Below are 20380 nucleotides of genomic sequence, written 5' to 3' on the forward strand. Positions count from 1 at the left end.
CACATCCTTGCCGATATTTTGACTAGACTTCAAACGTAGGGTTAATTCGAGGGGAAGACTATGGACTTAATTAAGATTCGTGACCATATGGATCGTCAGCCCGTGTTACTGCGCGCGAATATGTCGCTGGCGACCGCGGTCGAAAAGCTGTTAGATAATAATAAAATGGGCGCCGCTGTGGTTGATGAGGTGGGCGATTTGGTGGGCTTTTTATCCCAGCAGGATTGTCTGGCTGTGATGATCAAAAGTAGCTATCACTGCGATATGACCTCAGTGGTGAAGGATTGTATGCGTACTGAAGTACTGTTTGTCGGGCCTGATGACAGTATTTTGCAACTCGCTGAACAAATGCTCGGGCCTAAACCTAAGGTTTATCCTGTAGTTGAACACGGTAAAGTGATTGGCACGATAAATCGCACTAATGTGCTCAAAGCGATGAATATCTATATGCAACAATGCTATCTGTCACCGGTTTAATCTGAGCCGCTGTGGACATAATCTGACACCCTTTATCCTGAGTGCAGAGTAAATTAGCAATACCATTGCGCCACTTTCCTTGCTAGGATCGCCGTTTTTGATGCTAGCAATGGAATTTGGATTTGAACTCAGACAAACATCCGCTATCGAACGCCTTTCTTAATCTTTGTTATCAGGCAGATGCGTCTAGGATCCGTCGTCGTTTATTTAAGCTCAATAAAGAAGCCGACTCAGATAAAAAGACCCAAGTCTTAGCCCAGTTGAGTGAGCAAGCGCAGGCGGCGTTTGAGAAGGTTGAGCAGCGTCGTAATGCTCGCCCTAAAATCCAATATCCTGAAAACCTTCCCGTTTCTTTGATGCGCGATGATATTGCGCGTGCGATTGCGGGCAATCAAGTGGTGATCATTGCCGGTGAAACGGGCTCAGGTAAAACCACGCAGCTTCCCAAAATTTGTTTAGAACTTGGCTTAGGCTGCCGCGGCATGATTGGCCACACCCAGCCAAGACGATTGGCTGCCCGCAGCGTGGCGAGCCGAGTCGCTGAAGAATTACACAGTCCGCTCGGTGAAGTGGTTGGCTTTAAAGTGCGGTTTGCCGATGCGCTTAAGAGTGACTCGTATATTAAGTTGATGACCGACGGTATTTTACTGGCGGAATTGACCTCAGATCGCAATCTCGATCAATACGATACTATCATCATAGATGAGGCCCACGAGCGCAGCCTCAACATCGATTTTATTCTGGGCTACCTTAAACAGATCCTAAAAAGACGCCCCGATCTTAAAGTTATTATTACGTCGGCGACCATAGACGTTGAGCGTTTTTCTAAGCATTTCAACAATGCGCCTATTATCGAAGTGTCGGGCCGTACCTTTCCGGTCGAAACCCGCTATCGCCCCTTAGTGCAAGATTGTGATGCCGATTTAGATCAAATCGAAGGCATTTTTGCCGCCGTCGATGAACTGGTAGCCGAAGGGCTGGGCGACATTCTGATCTTTATGAATGGCGAGCGGGAAATTCGCGATACGGCCGAGCAATTGAGCCGACGTAATTACCGCGATACCGAAATTTTGCCGTTGTACGCGCGTTTATCCTATGGCGAGCAATCCAAAGTCTTCAGTAGCCACAGAGGCAGGCGGATTGTACTAGCGACCAACGTAGCGGAAACCTCGCTGACTGTGCCGGGCATTCGCTACGTTATCGACCCAGGTACGGCGCGTATCAGCCGCTACAGCTATCGCACTAAGGTGCAACGCTTACCGATTGAACCTATCTCGCAGGCGAGCGCTAATCAGCGCCAAGGCCGTTGTGGTCGTGTTGGACCGGGTATTTGTATTCGTTTGTACGATGAGGCGGATTTTAATAATCGTCCGGCGTTTACCGATCCTGAAATTTTGCGCACTAACTTGGCCTCGGTCATTTTGCAGATGCTCGCCATCGGTTTGGGTGATATCGGCGGCTTCCCGTTTATCGAGCCACCCGATCCCCGCCATATCCGCGACGGTTTCTTGCTGCTCGAAGAATTACAAGCGGTTGAGAGCAAACACGGCAAGCTAGTATTGACGCCACTTGGGCGTAATTTGGCGCAAATTCCTGTGGACCCGCGTTTGGCGCGTATGGTGGTCGAGAGTCAGCAGTTAGGTTGTTTGAACGAAGTGCTGGTGATTGCTGCGGGCTTATCGATTCAAGATCCCCGCGAGCGTCCGATGGAGAAGAAGCAAGCCAGTGATGAAGCCCATCGCCGTTTTGCCGATCACAGTTCCGATTTCGTCAGTTGGATAAATCTGTGGCAGCACTTAAAAGATCAGCAAAAAGAGTTATCTGCTAGTCAGTTCCGTAAAAAGTGCCGCGATGAGTATTTGGCCTATTTGCGCGTTCGCGAGTGGCAGGATTTATACGTCCAGCTTAAACAAGCCGTACACGATTTAAAATGGCGCTTAAACGATACGCCGCCAAGTTACGATACCTTGCATCGTGCGCTGTTGTCGGGTTTGTTGAGCCATGTTGGTTTTAAAGATAACAATAACGAGTATTTAGGTGCGCGTAATCGTAAATTCTTTGTGTTTCCCGGTTCGCCATTGGCCAAAAAAGGCCCTAAGTGGATCATGGCCGCTGAGCTTACCGAAACTTCGCGCTTATTCGCTCGCTGCTGCGCCAAAATAGAACCCGAATGGCTAGAGCCCTTAGCGGCGCATTTGATTAAGAAAAGCTATGTAGAGCCCCATTTTGAGGCAAAACCTGGCAGCGTTATCGCCCTTGAGAATCAAGTGCTCTATGGCTTGACGGTTGTACACCGTCGCAAAGTGCAATACGGCCCCATCGATCCCGTTGAAGCGCGTGAGATTTTTATCCGCAGCGCTTTGGCAGAAGGGCAGTTGCAGACCCAAGAAGCGTTTTTTGTCGCTAACCAAAAGCTGCTCGAAGACATTGAATCCCTCGAGCATAAATCCCGTCGCCGCGATATTTTGGTGGACGAGCAAGTGTTGGTGGACTTTTACGAGCCGCGGATCCCCGAGGGGATTTACAACGCCCAGCTGTTTTTTGGCTGGTGGAAGAAAGCCAAGCGTGAGCAACCGGATTTACTCGATTTCAGCAAAGCGCTGTTAATGCAGCGCAATGCCGACCATATCTCGACCTTGGATTTCCCCGATACATGGCACAAGGGCAATTTGCGCCTGCAGCTGAGTTATCACTTTGAACCCGCTGCGGTGGATGACGGCGTGTCGGTGCACATTCCGGTGGCGCTACTCAATCAAATCGACGATAGCGATTTTGATTGGCTAGTGGCAGGGTTGAGGGAAGAAAAGTGCATCGCGCTGATCAAATCTTTGCCTAAGAGTTTACGACGTAACTTTGTGCCCGCGCCTGACTATGCCCGCGCTTGTGTGCAGGCCATGGTGCCTTTTAGTGCCAGTTTGCTTGAAGCCATGTGCAAGCAATTGCTGCGCATGAGTGGCACGCGCATAACGCCGGAAGATTTTGATTTAACGCAGATCCCTGCGCATTTGCAGATGAACTTTAAAATCGAAGACGATAAAAACAACTTAGTCGCCGAAGGTCGGGTGCTCGATACCTTAAAAGCCGAGTTGCAGGGCGTGGTCGCGAAGGCCATTCGTCAGGTGGCGGATAAAGGCATAGAGCAAGAAGCGTTAACTGAGTGGTCCTTTGGCGATTTGCCGCAGCAATATCAGCAGCAAAAAGGCAATTACCAAGTACGGGCGTTTCCGGCGCTGATCGATAAAAAAGACAGTGTTGCGATCAAATTATTTGATGATGAATTTGAAGCCTTAGATGCTCATCGCCAAGGTCTGCGACGCTTGTTGCTGTTAAACATTCCATCACCGGTAAAACATTTGCAGCAAGCTTTGCCAAATAAGGCGAAATTGGCGATGTATTTCAATCCCTTTGGTCAAGTGCAAATCTTGATTGATGACATTATTGCCGCCGCTGTGCAGCAGTTGTTGGATGAAAAAGCCCTCGATGTGCGTAATCAAGCCCAATTTGAGCAGGCAAAGGATTGGGTTCGCCAAGAGCTCAACCCGACAGCCGAGCAAATTGCCCTGAAGGTTGAGCAGATTTTGACCTTATACCAGAGCATTAAAAAGCGTCTCAAGGGCAAAATTAGCTTAGATATCGCTTTTGCTATGAGTGATATTCAAAGCCAATTAGACAAATTAGTGTTTAAAGGGTTTGTCGAATCCTGTGGTTGGGATCGGTTAGCCGATGTGGCGCGTTACTTAAAGGCAATTGAAATCCGTGTCGAGAAGTTGCCTGTCGATCCGACTCGTGACCGTTTGCATATGCAGAGCATTAACAAGGTACAGGAAGCATTGACTGCGCAACTGGCGAAAGTGCCGCGATCGCAGCCGACACCGCCCGCGTTAATCGAGGCACGCTGGATGATTGAAGAGTATCGTGTTTCCTGTTTTGCGCAGGTGTTAGGCACGGCTTATCCGATATCGGAAAAACGCATTTTGAATCATATCCAACAAGTATAAAAATATGAGGTCAGTGAATTTATTATTTACGACTTAATAGCTGTTATTGTTGGTTATCTCATTACGCCGCTAAGCTTACTTAGCGGCGTTTTTATTTTGTGGTTTTAGTCGTTCTCGTTTTGCGATCACTAACTTACCTGAGCAAACAACATTTAATCTCGAAACGTCAACACGCCCTAATCAGTTTGCTTTACTCCTTTGGAGATATTTAGCGCTAATTTTAAGCATTCACCTTGCTAAAAAACTGATCTTTGACCATGTTTTAGCCACACCTTAATAACTTCTTTGTCCGAATTCACCTCATTACAATCTAATAAATCGTTTACAAACCATGAGCTAGTTAAATCTATCGCCAAATTGATGATCTGGATCAAGCATCATCAGCTTTACCAATTTGGAGGTATACAGTTTGTTAACAACTAAAAGGTATGATGTTTGAGTGAGTTAAAGATGCAACGGATATACATAAAACCTGCCGCTGACGCTTGTTCCAGCGCGAAAAATGGCAGGAACACACCTCTTGGAGGATGCATGAGTGCTAGCACCGCAGAAGAAAAATCCTTAGAACTGAAAATTTTTATCTTTTTAACCGTATTTCTCGCACCGTTATTGTCCGTGCTGCTGGTCAGTGGCTTGGGTTTTGCGATCTGGTTTAGTCAGATTTTGACTGGACCACCGGGAGTGGGTTAATCGCTTTATTATCAGAATATTAAATAAAGAGTGGAATGTCGGATGAGCAAAGAACTCCATATCACCAGTTTAGTGGTGCAGGTCTTACCGCAGAAAATGGCAGATGTTAGACAAGAGATCATGACCATTGAAAATGCCGAACTTTCCGTCAACAACGAAGTGAAATTGGTCGTGGTTATCGAAGGTGAGACTCAGCGCGCCTTGATGGACTGCATAGAAGCGATCAATGCCATTCCGGGTGTGTTATCCGCCACTATGGTTTACCACCAGAGTGAAACGCTCGAAGAGGGTGAAGAATGAATATGAACAGACGTGATTTTATTAAGGCCAATGCCGTGATTGCCGCTGCAGGGGCCGCAGGTTTAGCTTTGCCCGCTGGCGCAAGTAACCTGATAACCAGCTCAGAACAAACCAAATTAGAGTGGAACAAGGCGCCTTGCCGTTTCTGCGGCACGGGCTGCTCTGTGATTGTCGCCACCCGCGATGGCAAAGTCGTGGCCACCCACGGCGATGCCAACAGTGAAGTGAACCGTGGACTTAACTGTATCAAAGGTTATTTCCTATCGAAAATCATGTATGGCAGCGATCGCTTAACCACGCCCATGCTGCGAATGACGGATGGTAAATACGACAAGCACGGCGAGTTTTCGCCGATAAGCTGGGACAGCGCCTTCGACATCATGGCGCAAAAATGGAAAGAGACCATTAAAGCCAAGGGCCCAACCGCTGTGGGCATGTTTGGTTCGGGCCAATGGACTGTGTGGGAAGGTTACGCCGCCGTTAAGTTGATGAAGGCGGGCTTTGGCTCTAACAATATCGACCCTAATGCGCGTCATTGTATGGCTTCTGCCGTGGTCGGTTTTATGCGCACTTTCGGTATCGATGAGCCAATGGGCTGCTATGACGATATGGAAGCCGCCGATGCATTCGTGCTTTGGGGCTCGAACATGGCCGAGATGCACCCGATCCTGTGGAGCCGCGTGACTGACAGACGCTTGAGTGAACCTCATGTTAAAGTGGCCGTGTTATCGACTTTCCAGCATCGCTCCTTCGATCTGGCAGATTTACCGATAGTGTTCACCCCGCAAACCGATTTGGCTATGTTGAACTTTATTGCTAACTATATTATTCAAAACGATAAAGTGAACTGGGATTTCGTGAAGAAACACGTAAATTTCCGCCAAGGCACGACTGATATCGGCTACGGTTTACGTCCGACTCATCCCCTAGAGCAAAAAGCTAAAAATGTGAAAACGGCGGGAGATTCAACGCCAATCGATTTTGAAGCCTTCAAAGCCTTTGTTGCCGAATACACAGTCGAGAAAGTCAGTAAACTGTCTGGCGTGCCAGAAGATAAACTGATCGAATTGGCTAAGCTGTATGCTGATCCTAATACGAAAGTGACGTCATTCTGGACCATGGGCTTTAACCAACATACCCGTGGTGTGTGGTGTAACAACCTGATTTACAACATCCATTTATTAACAGGTAAGATTTCTACCCCTGGCAACAGTCCGTTCTCGCTGACAGGTCAGCCATCGGCCTGTGGCACGGCCCGTGAAGTCGGGACTTTCTCTCACCGTTTACCTGCGGACATGGTGGTGACCAATCCCGAGCACAGAAAACACGCTGAAGAAACGTGGAAAATTCCAAGCGGCATTATTCCACCTAAACCCGGTTATCATGCTGTCGAGCAAAATCGCCGCCTGAAAGACGGTGACTTGAACTGTTATTGGGTGCAAGTGAACAACAATATGCAGGCGGGGCCGAACATTAACGAAGAAGGGCTACCGGGTTACCGTAACCCTGCCAACTTTATCGTGGTATCAGATGCTTATCCCACTGTTACCACTCAAGCCGCCGATTTGATCTTGCCCACTGCTATGTGGGTTGAGAAAGAGGGGGCTTACGGTAATGCCGAGCGCCGTACTCAGTTCTGGCATCAAATGGTGCAAGCGCCGGGCGAGTCGCATTCGGATCTGTGGCAGCTGATGGAGTTTGCGAAACGTTTCACTACAGATGAAGTGTGGCCCAAGGATGTATTAGCGGCGAACCCTGAGTTCAAAGGCAAAACGCTTTTCGAAGTCCTGTATCAAAATGGCCAGGTCGATAAGTTTCCGTTGGCCGATGCCGATCCTAAGTATCTGAACGATGAAGCGAAACATTTTGGCTTCTATGTGCAAAAAGGTCTGTTTGAAGAGTACGCCTCCTTTGGCCGTGGTCATGGTCATGACTTAGCGCCGTTTGATGCCTATCACGAGGCCCATGGTCTGCGTTGGCCTGTGGTGGATGGCAAGGAAACCAAGTGGCGTTTCCGTGAGGGTAGCGATCCTTATGTTAAAGCAGGTAAGGGTTTTGAGTTTTACGGTAAACCAGATGGCCGTGCGGTGATATTTGCGCTGCCCTATGAACCCGCCGCTGAGTCGCCAGACGAAGAATATGATATTTGGTTATCGACGGGCCGAGTACTGGAACATTGGCATTCGGGTTCTATGACCCAACGTGTGCCTGAGCTTTATCGTGCTTTCCCTGATGCTGTGTGTTTTATGCATCCAGAAGATGCCAAGAAACGCGGTTTGCGCCGTGGTGACGAAATTCGTGTGGTGTCACGACGGGGTGAAATTAAGACCCGAGTTGAAACCCGTGGCCGTAATAAACCGCCTGTGGGCTTAGTGTTTGTGCCTTGGTTCGATGCTAGCCAGCTCATTAATAAAGTCACTTTAGATGCGACAGATCCCTTGTCAAAACAAACTGACTTTAAAAAATGTGCGGTGAAGATCGTCAAGGTTTAAGGAGAACACGATGAAAACTCTACAATTAGTTTCAGCGATCGGTTTACTGGCATTCGGTTCATTGATGATGACGGCAGTCTCTGCCGCCAGTATTCCCGAAGATAAAATTGATACCCTGCGCCAAGCGCCTATCAATGTCGAGCCGACGCCGCCAGCGATGCAAAACGTGCGTAATACCGATGTGAAGGAAGTGCGTAACTATCCCATGCAGCCGCCAGTGATCCCGCACAAAATTGACGGCTATCAGCTCGATCTTAAAGTGAATAAATGTATGGCCTGCCATGCTCGCAGTCGTATCGGGGATTCCCAAGCGCCTATGGTCAGTGTCACGCACTATATGGACAGGGATAATAACTTCTTAGCCGAATTATCGCCGCGTCGATATTTCTGTACTCAGTGTCATGTGCCGCAGTTAGATGCCAAATTACTGGTCGAAAACGACTTTGTAGACATGGAACATCTGATCAAAACCAACACTGAGCAGAAAAAACACTAGGAGTTAGCATGTTAGATAAACTGAAAAAAATCTGGCAGGTACTCAATCGTCCGAGTGTGCATTACAGTTTAGGTTTTTTGACCTTAGGTGGCTTTGTGGCTGGGGTGATTTTCTGGGGCGGCTTTAACACTGCTCTTGAAGCTACCAACAAGGAAGCCTTCTGTATCGGTTGCCATGAGATGGAAAATAACGTCTATCAAGAGTTACAGACAACGATTCATTTCACTAACCGCAGTGGTGTGCGGGCAACCTGCCCAGATTGCCATGTACCACATAACTGGACAGATAAGATCGCCCGTAAGATGCAGGCATCTAAGGAAGTGTGGGGTAAGGTTTTCGGCACGATTAACACCCGAGAAAAGTTTGAAAGTAAACGGCGTGAGTTAGCTGAACATGAATGGGAAAGATTAAAAGCCAATGACTCGCTCGAGTGCCGTAATTGCCATAACTTCACTTATATGGATTTTACCCGCCAGTCACCTAGAGCGTCACAGATGCACTCAACGTCACTGGCGAGCGGAGAAAAGACCTGTATCGACTGCCACAAGGGGATTGCTCACCATCTCCCTGATATGGAAGGTGTGAAGGGATTTTAAGCTGAATCGTTCCCCATGTTGCTTAGTGTGACTTTGTTTTGTGTAGTTTAGTCTCGTTTAACTTAGCGTTGGTTAGTGTTAGTAAGTGTGACTTAGTGCGGCTAAATGTTTATTAGCCATCTCCAGCCAAAGGCCAAGCATAGTGATGCTTGGCCTTTTTATTGATTGTAATGGCACCGTGGCATAGTGACCTAAAGCCGTACTTGGTATGCTGAATTAAGGTTTAATCAATTAATTGTGTTACCGAGCAGCTAATGGCGTTTTATTCACTTCACGGCTCAGGATACAATCAGCAAAGAATCGTTATTGGATGATAAAGAGGTCGTGATAGAAGGCCGCTATGGAAAATGCTATTACGCAGGAGGCGATGATGAATGGACAACTTGAAAAACTCTTAGAAGACATTGGTTTTATGAGCCCGAGCTTGCTTGAAATTGTGCAGGGCGTGCGCCAAACCGTTAACGCCACTGCAGACGCATCCTCGCTCGATATCACTGAAACGGTGAAGTACGGCGGAATACTCTTTAGCGCAAAGAGCGCTTTTGGTGGGGTGTTTGCCTATAAGCAGCATGTGTCATTGGAGTTTAGTTTGGGCGCAAACTTTAGCGATCCACACAAGGTGCTCGAAGGCAGTGGCAAATTTCGCCGCCATATCAAGTTAACCTCAATGGATGAAATCGCAGCCAAACACGTGGCGGAATATATCACGCAGGCGCTGTATCAAGCGGATAAGTAACAAGTGGATTAGTATCTGCGAATGAGTGGCTGTTTCGCCGCATGATGTTAGTAAGGTCATGATAACTGCTCATAGCATGAGTCCAGCATGTTAGCAAAAACGCAGAAACAAAAAAGGAGCTGAATAGTCAGCTCCTTTCGTTTTGCTAAGGTTTAATAGAGATGTCTTAGCAATGCAGTCCCTAGTTAAGGGATATTAGAAGTTCGCAGTACGCGGCGCACGTGGGAATGGGATAACATCACGAATGTTGTTAACGCCCGTCACGTAAGACACTAAACGCTCAAACCCTAGACCAAAACCTGCATGTGGCACTGTGCCATAACGGCGCATATCACGGTACCACCAGTAATCTTCTTGGTTCAGATCCATTTCGGCTAGACGCATATCTAGCACGTCTAAACGCTCTTCACGTTGAGAGCCACCGATGATCTCACCAATACCTGGGGCTAACACGTCCATCGCGGCAACGGTTTTACCGTCATCGTTTAAGCGCATGTAGAAGGCCTTGATATCTTTCGGGTAGTTCTTCACTACCACAGGGGCTTTGAAGTGTTCTTCGGCTAAGTAACGCTCATGCTCAGAAGATAAATCGATGCCCCAAGACACAGGGAACTCGAAGGTTCTGCCACAGTTTTGCAGAATTTCAACCGCATCCGTGTAATCCACTTGAGCAAAATCGCTTGAAACGAAAGATTGCAGACGGTCGATCACTGTCTTATCAACGTGTTGGGCGAAGAAAGTTAAATCGTCCATACGCTCAGTCAATACGGCATTGAACGCGTATTTCAACATAGCTTCGGCAAGGCCTGCGATGTCGTTTAAGTTAGCGAAGGCGACTTCAGGCTCAACCATCCAAAATTCCGCTAAGTGGCGGCTGGTGTTTGAGTTTTCAGCACGGAAAGTCGGGCCAAAGGTATACACTTTTGACAGTGCACAGGCGTAGGTTTCAGCGTTCAACTGGCCAGATACGGTTAGGAAAGCTTCTTTACCGAAGAAATCTTTATCGTAATCGACTTTCCCTGCATCAGTACGTGGCAGGTTTTCCATATCTAAGGTCGATACGCGGAACATTTCACCTGCGCCTTCACAGTCAGAGGCGGTGATAAGTGGGGTAGATACCCAAATAAAGCCTTCTTCGTGGTAGAAGCGGTGAATCGCTTGGGATAAACAGTTACGCACGCGGGCAACGGCACCAATAATGTTAGTGCGTGGGCGTAAATGTGCTAATTCGCGTAAATGTTCAATTGAGTGACGCTTAGCGGCCATTGGGTAAGTGTCTGGATCATCAACCCAGCCCGCGACTTCAAGTTCAGTCACTTGCAGTTCAAATGCTTGACCTGCGCCTGGAGATTCCACCACGTCGCCTGTCATCACAACAGAACAACCCGCAGTTAGCTTTAACACTTCGTTGTCGTAATTATCTAAGCTATTGGGCACGACGCCTTGGATAGGATTAAAGCAAGAGCCGTCATAAACAGCTAAAAAAGAGATGCCGGCTTTAGAGTCACGACGGGTTCTGACCCAGCCACGCACTGTGACTTTAGAACCGACGGCGTGCTCACCTTTAAATACAGATGCGACAGATGCGATGCTCATTGTTGCTTAATTCTCCAACGAAACGTTTTATATGAAAATTTTGGAGGTTTATATTACCTTGCTGGTGGCTTTTCTCAAGCTGAAAAAGGTATCCTGAGGTTAATAATATCGATATTGGGCGATATAGTGAGTTAAACGGCGGGAGGCGGTATGAGCAAGACTAGAATATTTCAAATTATCCTTGCGGCCTTATCCATTTTAGGCTGGGCAATTGCCGTCTATGCGCTATTAGTGTTTGGTGACGCGAGACCCGATCGCGAAGTTGGCGATTATTTAAGCCGCGGTGCGACATTTAGAGTTCATTGGGATCCACATGAAACCCAGTTATTGCAGTATTTGATTTGGGCCTGTGGCGGCATTAGTTTGGTCAGTTTAGCGTTTAATTTTTATGTCGCCCAACACAGCCGCATGGGCTATTGGTTTAACATTCCCATGTTGCTGTTAACCTCGATTGTCGCCGGTTTGTATATCCACTTGGTGGTTTAAGCTATCCATTCTTTGGCTAATTCAACAGTTTGGCTTTTTAACGGTTTAGTGATGGCAAATGAAGTCAGAGGATATCCGCAGGAATGCTTAACTGGCGGCATAAATGGTCGATAATGGCGGCGGTCGCGCCCCAGATAAAGCGTTGTTGATAGGGTATGAAATGCACGCTGTAGTAGCGCCCTTGGCGTAAAAAGCGTTTTTGGTGACGATTGCTCGGCTCAATAAAAAAGCTTAATGGCACAGTAAAGCAATCGGCTACCTCACCGGGATCGAGTTTCCAATCAAAGGCCTGCTTGATAATGCCGACCACGGGCGTGATTTCAAATCCGGTAAAGGTATTGTGGGCCGGAAATGTGCCCACCACATCGACGTTATACCGCGATAATCCAATTTCTTCTTCAGCTTCCCTTAACGCAGCCGCAATTGCATCGACATCGTAGGGCTCAATTTTACCGCCGGGGAAACTGATCTGTCCTGGATGGGTGCGAAGGTGCATCGGTCTTTGGGTTAAAATTAGATTTAGTTCACCGTTGATATCCTGCAGCGGGATCAACACCGCAGCTTTGCGCAGTCCAAGGTGTGGGAAGGCCGCCGGATCTTGCAGCGCTAAAGGGTGCAGATTAAATCTGAGTCTAAATTCCGCTTGATCCATCGAGATTTCCGTGACTGTTTAGTAGTAAAGCTTACGGCTTTTGCGGCTCTGCGCCAAGCAAAGGCAAAATCCGGCTGATCTTATCGAAGGTTTCTTGGTATTCAGCATTCACTTCTGAATCCGCCACTATGCCGCCGCCCGCCCAGCAATAGAGTTTCCCCTGCTCAGCCACTATAGTTCGAATGGTGATACTGGTATCCATTTGGCCATCTTGGCTGATGTAGCCCATAGAGCCACAGTACAGACTGCGCCGTGAAGGTTCGAGCTCTTCAATAATTTCCATGGCGCGAATTTTCGGTGCGCCGGTGATTGAGCCGCCTGGGAACGCCGCGCGCAGCAAATCGCTGGCGCTGTACTTAGCATCAAGCTTAGCCGTCACTGTACTGACAAGGTGATGCACGGCAGGAAAGCTTTCAATCTCAAACAGATGCGGTACACGTACCGAGCCTGCCGCCGCGACTTTGCCGATATCATTACGCAGCAAATCGACAATCATGACGTTTTCGGCGCGATCCTTTGGCGAGCTGGCAAGGGTGCTCGCAGCTTTGGCATCGAGCGCGGGATCAGTATGGCGCGGCAGCGTGCCTTTGATGGGTTTAGTCTGAATATCATTACCGCGAAGCTGAATAAAGCGCTCAGGTGAAATCGATAAAATCGCGTTTTGCGGCAGACGCATAAAGGCCGAGAAGGGCGCTTTATTGGCATTACGCAGTTGGCAATAGGCCGACCATTCGTCGCCTTGATAGCCAGCTTCAAATCTTTGGGTTAAATTTATTTGATAGCAATCGCCGCTGTGCAAATAGGCTTGTACCGCCTCAAATTTGGCCGTGTATTGGGCTTTATCGATTTGTGCTGCCCATGGGCTTGTGAGCATGAATTCGGCGCTATTTGGCTTATGCGCCATTTTCGCTTGAATTTTATTCAATTCAATGTCGAGTGCTGCTTCACCTAAATAGTGCAATAAATGCCAACACTGGGCTTGGTAATCATAAACTAACGCCCAGTCGTAAAAGCCGATGTTCATCTCCGGCAGTTGAATATCTTGCTGAGCGCTTGTCGGCAGGGATTCGATGCGACGGCCTAAGTCGTAACTAAAGCTGCCCATTGCGCCGCCACTGAAGGGCAGATTGCAATCAAAAGATTTTGAATACCAATGATTTAATAAAGTGTTGAGCAGGTCGAAGGGATCACGGTTTGGGTCCATCGCCTCGGGTAAGCTCAAGCTCGTATCGATGAGCTTTATATCGCTACGCTCGCCCTGAGTCACTAATGTTGCGATGGGATTGGCGCAAATGATGTCGAATCTGGCGTCTTGATGCGGCGCGTTCGCTGAATCTAACAGGATTGCCCAAGTGTCATTTGCAAAATGTTCGAACAGTGCTGCGGTGCTTAATGTCCAGTCAAGTTGGCGTGATGCAAGCTGTTTTGACGCCCTAATTGCCATCGATTAACCCTATTCAAAATGTGATGTAGCCCAAAAAGATGGGAAAGAGTATCATATTGGCCCAGAAAGAATTACACAAAAAACAAGTTAGGCCGCAAAGGCTGCTGGAGCGCTCCTACTATGTCATCTCACCATAAAATGTCTGTCAATTCTGTGATTAAGCAAGCCGACTTTATTGAAAGTGTGGCGGATGCTTTGCAATACATCTCCTATTACCACCCGAAGGATTTTGTTGATGCCATGAGCCAAGCTTATGAGCGTGAACAAAGTGCTGCGGCGAAGGATGCTATTGCCCAGATCTTAATTAATTCGCGCATGTCGGCCGAAGGTAAACGTCCTTTGTGCCAAGACACAGGGATTGTCACCACCTTCGTAAAAGTGGGTATGGGTGTCCAATGGGACAAAACCGATATGACAATTCAGGAAATGGTCGACGAAGGTGTTCGTCGTGCCTATACCAATCCTGATAACCCACTGCGTGCATCAATCGTGTCAGATCCTGCGGGCAGCCGTAAAAATACCAAAGATAACACCCCATCTGTGGTGCATATCGACATGGTGCCAGGCAACCACATCGAAGTGGCGATTGCAGCCAAAGGCGGCGGCAGTGAAAACAAAGCTAAGATGGTGATGTTAAACCCATCAGATGATATCGCCGCTTGGGTAGAAAAAACGTTACCGACCATGGGCGCGGGCTGGTGTCCGCCGGGTATGCTAGGTATAGGCATTGGCGGTACGGCAGAAAAAGCCGCCGTATTAGCCAAAGAAGCACTGATGGAAAGCGTGGATATCCATGAGTTGATGGCCCGTGGCGCGCAAACGACCGAAGAAAAGCTGCGTTTAGACATTTTTGAGCGCGCGAACAACTTAGGCATAGGTGCCCAAGGTCTTGGCGGTTTAACCACAGTGTTAGACGTTAAAATCAAATCGGCGCCAACCCACGCGGCTTCAAAGCCTGTGGTGATGATCCCTAATTGTGCAGCGACTCGCCACGTACATTTCCATTTAGATGGCTCAGGTCCTGCTGAATTGACGCCACCATCATTGTCAGATTGGCCAGAAATCACCCGTGAAGTGGGTGATGATGTGCGCCGTGTTAACTTAGATACTGTGACCCAAGCGGATATCGAGCAGTGGCAGAGCGGTGAAACCATTCTGCTGAGCGGTAAAATGCTCACAGGTCGTGATGCTGCCCATAAGCGCATTCAAAGCCTGATTGAAAGTGGTGAAGGTCTGCCAGAAGGCGTGGACTTTACTGGCAAGTTTATTTACTACGTTGGCCCCGTTGATCCAGTTGGCACTGAAGTTGTCGGTCCTGCGGGCCCAACCACAGCAACTCGTATGGATAAATTCACTGACCTAATGTTAGAAAAAACAGGCTTGATGGGCATGATAGGTAAAGCTGAGCGCGGCCCTGCGACAGTTGAATCAATCAAAAAGCACAAAGCGGTATATCTGATGGCCGTTGGCGGCGCAGCGTATCTAGTGTCTAAAGCGATTAAACATTCTCGCGTCGTGGCCTTTGCTGATTTAGGCATGGAAGCGATTTACGAGTTTGACGTGCAAGATATGCCAGTGACTGTGGCTGTGGATTCAAATGGCGTGAACGCCCATGAAACTGGCCCAGCAATTTGGAAAGTGAATATCGCCAACGCGAAAGCCTAAGTTGGAGTGAAGCTAAGGTCTTAGCGGATTGAACTTGATGGCTTTTTAAGCAAAGCCGTTTAAATTTACGCTCTGATATCGATTGCTTCGGTAATCTGATATCAGTTCCTTAGACAAATCATTGCGCCACTGACATTTTGTCACAAAAAAATACGCTCAGGTTCGCCATTTGGCTTGCCTGAGCGTTTTTGTTTCGATAGTGTGGCAAGCTTATCTTCAAAAGATACGATCTCAGATCGTTTTTAACATTCGTGTTTGCAGCAATGATGATTATCGAATATTTGCAAGCCTCGAACCTGTTCAACAAAAGACGGACATAACAATGAAAATAGCTCCTCTCCTATTGGCGCTCGGCGCCGCAGGCTTGGCGTTATCAGCCCAAGCGGCCGATCCAACGCCTTTTACTGTGCAACAACTCATTAAACTCAATAAGATGCATTCTGCGACTGTGTCCCACGATGGCACTAAATTAGTTTATGGTCTTAAAACGGTAAACGATAAGGGAGAGGGCAGTTCTGATCTGTATCTATTGGATCTGACTGACACGAAAGCGAAACCGTTACAACTGACCTCTGCTGCGGGCACTGAGCACGATGTGAGTTTCGCCACTGACGACAAATCGATTTATTTCCTTGCCGGTCGTAGCGGTTCAAGCCAGCTATTCCAACTGCCATTAACGGGCGGTGAAGCGGTTCAAGTTTCTGATTTGCCTTTGGATATAGATGGTTACAAACTATCAAACGACGGTAAACAAGTTGTACTCAGCATGCGTGTATTCCCAGAGTGTAAGGATTTAGCCTGTTCAAAGGATAAATTTACCGCTGAATCTGAGCGTAAATCGACGGGTCGCGAATACAAGCAGTTAATGGTTCGCCATTGGGATACGTGGGAAGATCATGCCCGTAGCCACTTATTTGTTGGCGCAGTCAACGGTGAGAAACTGACTAAAGTGGTTGATGTCACCCAAGGTTTAGACACTGAAACGCCGCCAAAACCATTCTCGGGTATGGAAGAAGTGACCTTCACCCCAGACGGTAAGTTCGTCGTTTATAGCGCTAAAGCGCCGAGCAAAGATCAAGCTTGGACCACTAACTATGATTTGTGGCAAGTGCCAGTCACGGGCGGCACTGCAACCAACTTAACCAAAGACAATCTCGCATGGGATGCACAGCCAACGTTTTCGAGCGATGGTCGTTACATGGCCTATTTAGCGATGAAGAAGCCGGGTTTTGAAGCGGATCGTTACGGCATCATGCTGCGCGATACTACCACAGGCCAAACTAAAGAAGTGGCGCCATTGTGGGATCGTAGCCCAAGTTCACTGATGTTTGCCCCTGACAATCGTACCTTGTACGTCACGGCGCAAGACATAGGCCAAGTGTCTATTTTCCAAGTGAATACCCAATTTGGCGATGTGCGTTCTATCTACAGCGATGGCACGAACAGCTTAATTGCGGTCACTAATGATGAACTGATTTTCGATAGCAAAACCTTAGTTGAGCCGGGCGATCTCTACAGTATCACCACAGATGGTCAAGGCCTTAAGCGCCTGACTGAAGTGAACAAAGACAAGCTGGCCGAGATCAAGTTCGGTAAGTTTGAACAGTTCAGCTTCAAGGGTTGGAATAACGAAGACGTCTACGGTTACTGGATCAAACCGGCTAACTTCCAAGAAGGTAAAAAATACCCGATTGCCTACTTAGTGCATGGCGGACCGCAGGGTTCATTTGGTAATGCCTTCAGCGGTCGTTGGAACGCGCAGTTATGGGCGGGTGCAGGCTATGGTGTTGTTATGGTGGATTTCCACGGCTCTACCGGTTACGGCCAAGCCTTTACGGATTCTATCAGCCAAGATTGGGGCGGTAAGCCATTAGAAGATCTGCAAAAAGGCCTAGCGGCAGTAAGCCAACAACAAAAATGGCTCGATCCGCAAAACGCCTGTGCGCTCGGTGGTTCTTACGGCGGCTACATGATGAACTGGATCCAAGGTAACTGGAACTATGGTTTCAAGTGTCTTGTTGATCACGCAGGTCTGTTCGATATGCGTTCTATGTACCATGTGACCGAAGAGTTATGGTTCCCTGAGTATGAATTTGGCGGTACTTACTCAGATAACAAAGCCTTATATGAGAAGTTTAACCCAGTGAATTATGTTGAAAACTGGAAAACGCCCATGTTGGTGATCCACGGCGAGAAAGACTTCCGTGTTCCTTATGATCAAGGTTTAGCGGCATTTAGCTTTATGCAGCGTAAAGGTATTCCATCTGAGTTGTTGATTTTCCCAGATGAAAACCACTGGATCTTAAAACCTGAAAACCTAGAGCAATGGTACGCCAATGTATTCCGTTGGATGGACCGCTGGACTAAGCAGTAACTGCCAGCACAATAACAGACTGTTGAATGACAGACTGTTTAATAACAAACAGTGAATGACAGTGTAATAAAAGACGTAAGGCTCGCCCTGATAGGGTTATCATCGGCGAGTCGTTTGATGTGATTAACTATTAAAGTGTTTTACGCGAAGCGTCTTTTGTTCAAGCGTCTTAAAAAGCCAGGACTCTGTTCTGGCTTTTTATTGTGTCATGGAATGGTTTTATTTTTAATCAAGGAGTTAAGATGAATATTCGAGCCGCAACCTTAGCTGATATCCCTGAAATAAGCGAATTGCTCACTCAGTTAACCCAAGACTTTATCGCTCCAACATGCACTGAAGAGGGCGCTGCAATCTTAGTCAATGCCATGTCGATAGAAGCGATTGGTAGCTACTTTGCTATGGGTTATCAGTACCATGTCGCCATAACGGACTCGGGCCAACTCGCAGGCGTAGTGGGAATGAAGGCGAATAGTCACTTGTACCATCTTTTTGTCGCCTCCCATGCACAGGGTCAAGGCATGGCGCGAATGTTGTGGGAACATGCCAAAGCTCAGTGTGTAGCTCAAGGTAATCCGGGCGTATTTACCGTGAACTCGGCGCTGAATGCGCAGGCTGTGTACTTAGGCTTTGGCTTTGTGCCCCTTGGACCCGAGCGAGAACGAGGTGGCATCCGTGATATTCCCATGCAGCTGACGCTTTGAGTCGGCTGCACTCATTTATCATCCAAACACGAGCACTATCATTCGACTGAATAGCAATTCAACGAAAAAGCTTGAGCGAGAAGAGCTTGAACGAACAGAACTTGAATAAAAAGAGCTGGAATAAAAAGAACTTTACCGAATAGAACTAAAAATAGAGGAATTATGGCAAATTTAACATTTTATCCCATCGGCACCGCTGGCGAGAAATGGGGCGAGACTGAAAAAGCCGCATGGCTGGCGAGCACCCAAATCAAGCGTTCATATCAGGATGATGTTGTGACGCCACTCAAGGCGATGGAAGAAGAGCTGTCTGCGCTTGGGCTTGGCATTGTGCAATATGGCGCTTTGTCGATTAACGCCGAGCGTTACCCATTATTTGCGGTAAAAAGCCAACAGTTTGATCCACAAAAGCCAACCGTGCTGGTGACTGGCGGCGTGCATGGTTACGAGACCAGCGGTGTGCATGGTGCATTGGCCTTTTTAACGAATGAAGCGGCGAATTACGTGCAACAGGTGAGCTTAGTAGTTGCCGTGTGCGTGAGTCCTTGGGGTTACGAGACCATTAATCGCTGGAATCCAAAGGCTATCGATCCGAACCGTTCATTCTATGCCAACAGCCCTGCAGAAGAATCGGCGGCCTTGATGGCTTTAGTTGCTTCAGTAGCGCAAGGTTTTGATGTGCATGTGGATTTACATGAAACCACAGATTCAGATGAGTTAGAATTTCGTCCAGCGCTGTGCGCCCGCGATGGCATTGAATATGACAAAGGCACTATTCCAGATGGCTTTTATGCTGTGGGCGATACCGAACATTCAATGGATGCTTTCCAAAAAGCCATTATCGATGGCGTGAGCAAAGTGACGCACATTGCCCCTGCCGACGAGAAAGGCGAGATCATAGGCTCGACTGTGGTGCAGCACGGAGTGATTAACTACCCGCTTAAGTCATTAGGGCTTTGCAGCAGTGTCACGGGTTGTATCTATAACACCACGACAGAAGTGTACCCAGATAGCCCAACAGCCACGCCTGCCGAATGTAATCTGGCGCAGGTTGCGGCCATCACCAGCGCCATCGATTATGTACTGGCGCAGCGTTAGTCGCTGTTTGTTGTGATGACCAGTTTATTGATATTAAGTTTATGGATGATTAGGGTCTGTTGATCTTTGCTGTGCAAATGTTGCTCAGCAATACATCGGCAGCCACATTAACATAAACGCCAGTGACACCATACTGGCGTAATTTCTTGCTAGCTTGTCATATCTTGTTGATATTGCTCGATAGTGTTTAATTCTTCCAAAAGCATTCTCCACTAAATGTCGATACCGATATAAGCACCAATCGACTTTTTCTTGAGGTGTATTCTTATAGCGGCGCTTTGGAATAACGGATTTCCCGCCTTTATTTACGATAAGTTCACGAAAAGCATCGCTGTCATAACCTTTATCTGCAATGACGGTATCAACCTGCTTCAGGTGCTCAATTAAGCTGGGGGCGTGTGTAATATCGTGTTTTTGGCCTTCTGATAATTCGAAATAAATCGGTAATCCTCCGCTGTCGACGGCTAAGTGAATTTTGGTTGAATTACCGCCTCGACTTTTACCAATACTCTCATTACTTAGCGTCGCTGCACCTGCACTGTGCTGGTGAGCCCGCACTATCGAGCCATCAATAAAGAC

At 47.7% G+C, this 20380-nt stretch carries 17 protein-coding genes; 13 read left to right on the top strand and 4 right to left on the bottom strand.

All coding sequences use genetic code 11. The features are described 5' to 3' along the window. Positions 1-60: 60 nt before the first annotated feature. From Q4Q46_RS08745 to Q4Q46_RS08780, 8 genes are all read left to right on the top strand, one after another. The gene (locus Q4Q46_RS08745) at positions 61-477 is read left to right on the top strand and encodes a CBS domain-containing protein (protein ID WP_311905734.1); all 417 of its coding nucleotides are present in this window, start codon (positions 61-63) and stop codon (positions 475-477) included. A gap of 122 nt (positions 478-599) precedes the next feature. Next, positions 600-4475, top strand: coding sequence for an ATP-dependent RNA helicase HrpA (gene hrpA, locus Q4Q46_RS08750; RefSeq protein WP_371824912.1), 3876 nt, complete (start codon positions 600-602; stop codon positions 4473-4475). Between the two features lie 531 nt (positions 4476-5006). Beyond that, entirely contained in the window at positions 5007-5165 is a 159-nt protein-coding gene (locus tag Q4Q46_RS08755) for a nitrate reductase (RefSeq protein ID WP_006081405.1), read from the top strand. A 42-nt stretch (positions 5166-5207) separates the two neighbouring features. Beyond that, positions 5208-5465 carry a chaperone NapD gene (locus tag Q4Q46_RS08760; RefSeq protein ID WP_006086429.1) on the top strand — a complete coding sequence of 86 codons (258 nt, stop codon included), beginning with the start codon at positions 5208-5210 and terminating at the stop codon, positions 5463-5465. A gap of 2 nt (positions 5466-5467) precedes the next feature. Beyond that, positions 5468-7957, top strand: coding sequence for a nitrate reductase catalytic subunit NapA (gene napA / locus Q4Q46_RS08765; protein WP_311905736.1), 2490 nt, complete (start codon positions 5468-5470; stop codon positions 7955-7957). Positions 7958-7967: 10 nt separating this feature from the next. Then, positions 7968-8453 carry a nitrate reductase cytochrome c-type subunit gene (locus Q4Q46_RS08770; RefSeq protein ID WP_300480823.1) on the top strand — a complete coding sequence of 162 codons (486 nt, stop codon included), beginning with the start codon at positions 7968-7970 and terminating at the stop codon, positions 8451-8453. An 8-nt stretch (positions 8454-8461) separates the two neighbouring features. Beyond that, the gene (locus Q4Q46_RS08775) at positions 8462-9049 is read left to right on the top strand and encodes a cytochrome c3 family protein (RefSeq protein WP_063882789.1); all 588 of its coding nucleotides are present in this window, start codon (positions 8462-8464) and stop codon (positions 9047-9049) included. 370 nt (positions 9050-9419) lie between these two features. Continuing rightward, positions 9420-9785, top strand: coding sequence for a DUF1801 domain-containing protein (locus tag Q4Q46_RS08780; protein WP_311905746.1), 366 nt, complete (start codon positions 9420-9422; stop codon positions 9783-9785). Positions 9786-9980: 195 nt separating this feature from the next. On the opposite strand, the gene asnS is transcribed toward Q4Q46_RS08780, so the two are convergent. Next, positions 9981-11381, bottom strand: a complete 1401-nt coding sequence (asnS, locus tag Q4Q46_RS08785) for an asparagine--tRNA ligase (protein WP_006086433.1) — start codon at positions 11379-11381, stop codon at positions 9981-9983. A 150-nt stretch (positions 11382-11531) separates the two neighbouring features. Here asnS and Q4Q46_RS08790 point away from each other — a divergent pair, with 150 nt between their 5' ends. Continuing rightward, on the top strand, positions 11532-11867 hold the full coding sequence (locus Q4Q46_RS08790) for a hypothetical protein (protein WP_106650359.1): 336 nt from the start codon (positions 11532-11534) through the stop codon (positions 11865-11867). Positions 11868-11931: 64 nt separating this feature from the next. Here Q4Q46_RS08790 and Q4Q46_RS08795 read toward each other — a convergent pair whose 3' ends face one another. Continuing rightward, a complete protein-coding gene (locus Q4Q46_RS08795) occupies positions 11932-12519 on the bottom strand; it encodes a CoA pyrophosphatase (RefSeq protein ID WP_311905737.1) in 588 nt (195 codons plus the stop codon). Between the two features lie 31 nt (positions 12520-12550). Beyond that, positions 12551-13963 carry an aminodeoxychorismate synthase component I gene (gene pabB / locus Q4Q46_RS08800; RefSeq protein ID WP_311905738.1) on the bottom strand — a complete coding sequence of 471 codons (1413 nt, stop codon included), beginning with the start codon at positions 13961-13963 and terminating at the stop codon, positions 12551-12553. A gap of 120 nt (positions 13964-14083) precedes the next feature. On the opposite strand from pabB, the gene Q4Q46_RS08805 reads away from it, so the two are divergent. From Q4Q46_RS08805 to Q4Q46_RS08820, 4 genes are all read left to right on the top strand, one after another. Further along, complete coding sequence (locus tag Q4Q46_RS08805; protein ID WP_311905739.1) at positions 14084-15628, top strand: fumarate hydratase; 1545 nt, start codon at positions 14084-14086, stop codon at positions 15626-15628. Positions 15629-15950: 322 nt separating this feature from the next. Beyond that, positions 15951-18002 (top strand): S9 family peptidase, encoded by a 2052-nt coding sequence (locus Q4Q46_RS08810; protein WP_311905740.1) that lies wholly within the window; start codon positions 15951-15953, stop codon positions 18000-18002. Positions 18003-18244: 242 nt separating this feature from the next. Further along, entirely contained in the window at positions 18245-18703 is a 459-nt protein-coding gene (locus Q4Q46_RS08815) for a GNAT family N-acetyltransferase (protein ID WP_311905741.1), read from the top strand. A gap of 162 nt (positions 18704-18865) precedes the next feature. Then, positions 18866-19801, top strand: a complete 936-nt coding sequence (locus tag Q4Q46_RS08820) for a M14 family metallopeptidase (protein ID WP_311905742.1) — start codon at positions 18866-18868, stop codon at positions 19799-19801. A gap of 84 nt (positions 19802-19885) precedes the next feature. Here Q4Q46_RS08820 and Q4Q46_RS08825 read toward each other — a convergent pair. Further along, on the bottom strand, positions 19886-20380 hold a 495-nt coding region (locus tag Q4Q46_RS08825; RefSeq protein ID WP_311905743.1), incomplete at its 5' end, for an IS5-like element ISSod6 family transposase.

This window comes from Shewanella vaxholmensis (genome assembly GCF_031932135.1).
In the GTDB taxonomy this organism is placed as follows: Bacteria; Pseudomonadota; Gammaproteobacteria; order Enterobacterales; family Shewanellaceae; genus Shewanella; species Shewanella hafniensis.

Bases quoted from the DNA above. Each gene is read 5' to 3' on its own strand.
- Q4Q46_RS08745 (WP_311905734.1), top strand. From the start codon at position 61: ATGGACTTAATTAAGATTCGTGACCATATGGATCGTCAGCCCGTGTTA.
- Q4Q46_RS08755 (WP_006081405.1), top strand. From the start codon at position 5,007: ATGAGTGCTAGCACCGCAGAAGAAAAATCCTTAGAACTGAAAATTTTT.
- Q4Q46_RS08760 (WP_006086429.1), top strand. From the start codon at position 5,208: ATGAGCAAAGAACTCCATATCACCAGTTTAGTGGTGCAGGTCTTACCG.
- napA (WP_311905736.1), top strand. From the start codon at position 5,468: ATGAACAGACGTGATTTTATTAAGGCCAATGCCGTGATTGCCGCTGCA.
- Q4Q46_RS08770 (WP_300480823.1), top strand. From the start codon at position 7,968: ATGAAAACTCTACAATTAGTTTCAGCGATCGGTTTACTGGCATTCGGT.
- Q4Q46_RS08775 (WP_063882789.1), top strand. From the start codon at position 8,462: ATGTTAGATAAACTGAAAAAAATCTGGCAGGTACTCAATCGTCCGAGT.
- Q4Q46_RS08780 (WP_311905746.1), top strand. From the start codon at position 9,420: ATGAATGGACAACTTGAAAAACTCTTAGAAGACATTGGTTTTATGAGC.
- asnS (WP_006086433.1), bottom strand. From the start codon at position 11,381: ATGAGCATCGCATCTGTCGCATCTGTATTTAAAGGTGAGCACGCCGTC.
- Q4Q46_RS08790 (WP_106650359.1), top strand. From the start codon at position 11,532: ATGAGCAAGACTAGAATATTTCAAATTATCCTTGCGGCCTTATCCATT.
- Q4Q46_RS08795 (WP_311905737.1), bottom strand. From the start codon at position 12,519: ATGGATCAAGCGGAATTTAGACTCAGATTTAATCTGCACCCTTTAGCG.
- pabB (WP_311905738.1), bottom strand. From the start codon at position 13,963: ATGGCAATTAGGGCGTCAAAACAGCTTGCATCACGCCAACTTGACTGG.
- Q4Q46_RS08805 (WP_311905739.1), top strand. From the start codon at position 14,084: ATGTCATCTCACCATAAAATGTCTGTCAATTCTGTGATTAAGCAAGCC.
- Q4Q46_RS08810 (WP_311905740.1), top strand. From the start codon at position 15,951: ATGAAAATAGCTCCTCTCCTATTGGCGCTCGGCGCCGCAGGCTTGGCG.
- Q4Q46_RS08815 (WP_311905741.1), top strand. From the start codon at position 18,245: ATGAATATTCGAGCCGCAACCTTAGCTGATATCCCTGAAATAAGCGAA.
- Q4Q46_RS08820 (WP_311905742.1), top strand. From the start codon at position 18,866: ATGGCAAATTTAACATTTTATCCCATCGGCACCGCTGGCGAGAAATGG.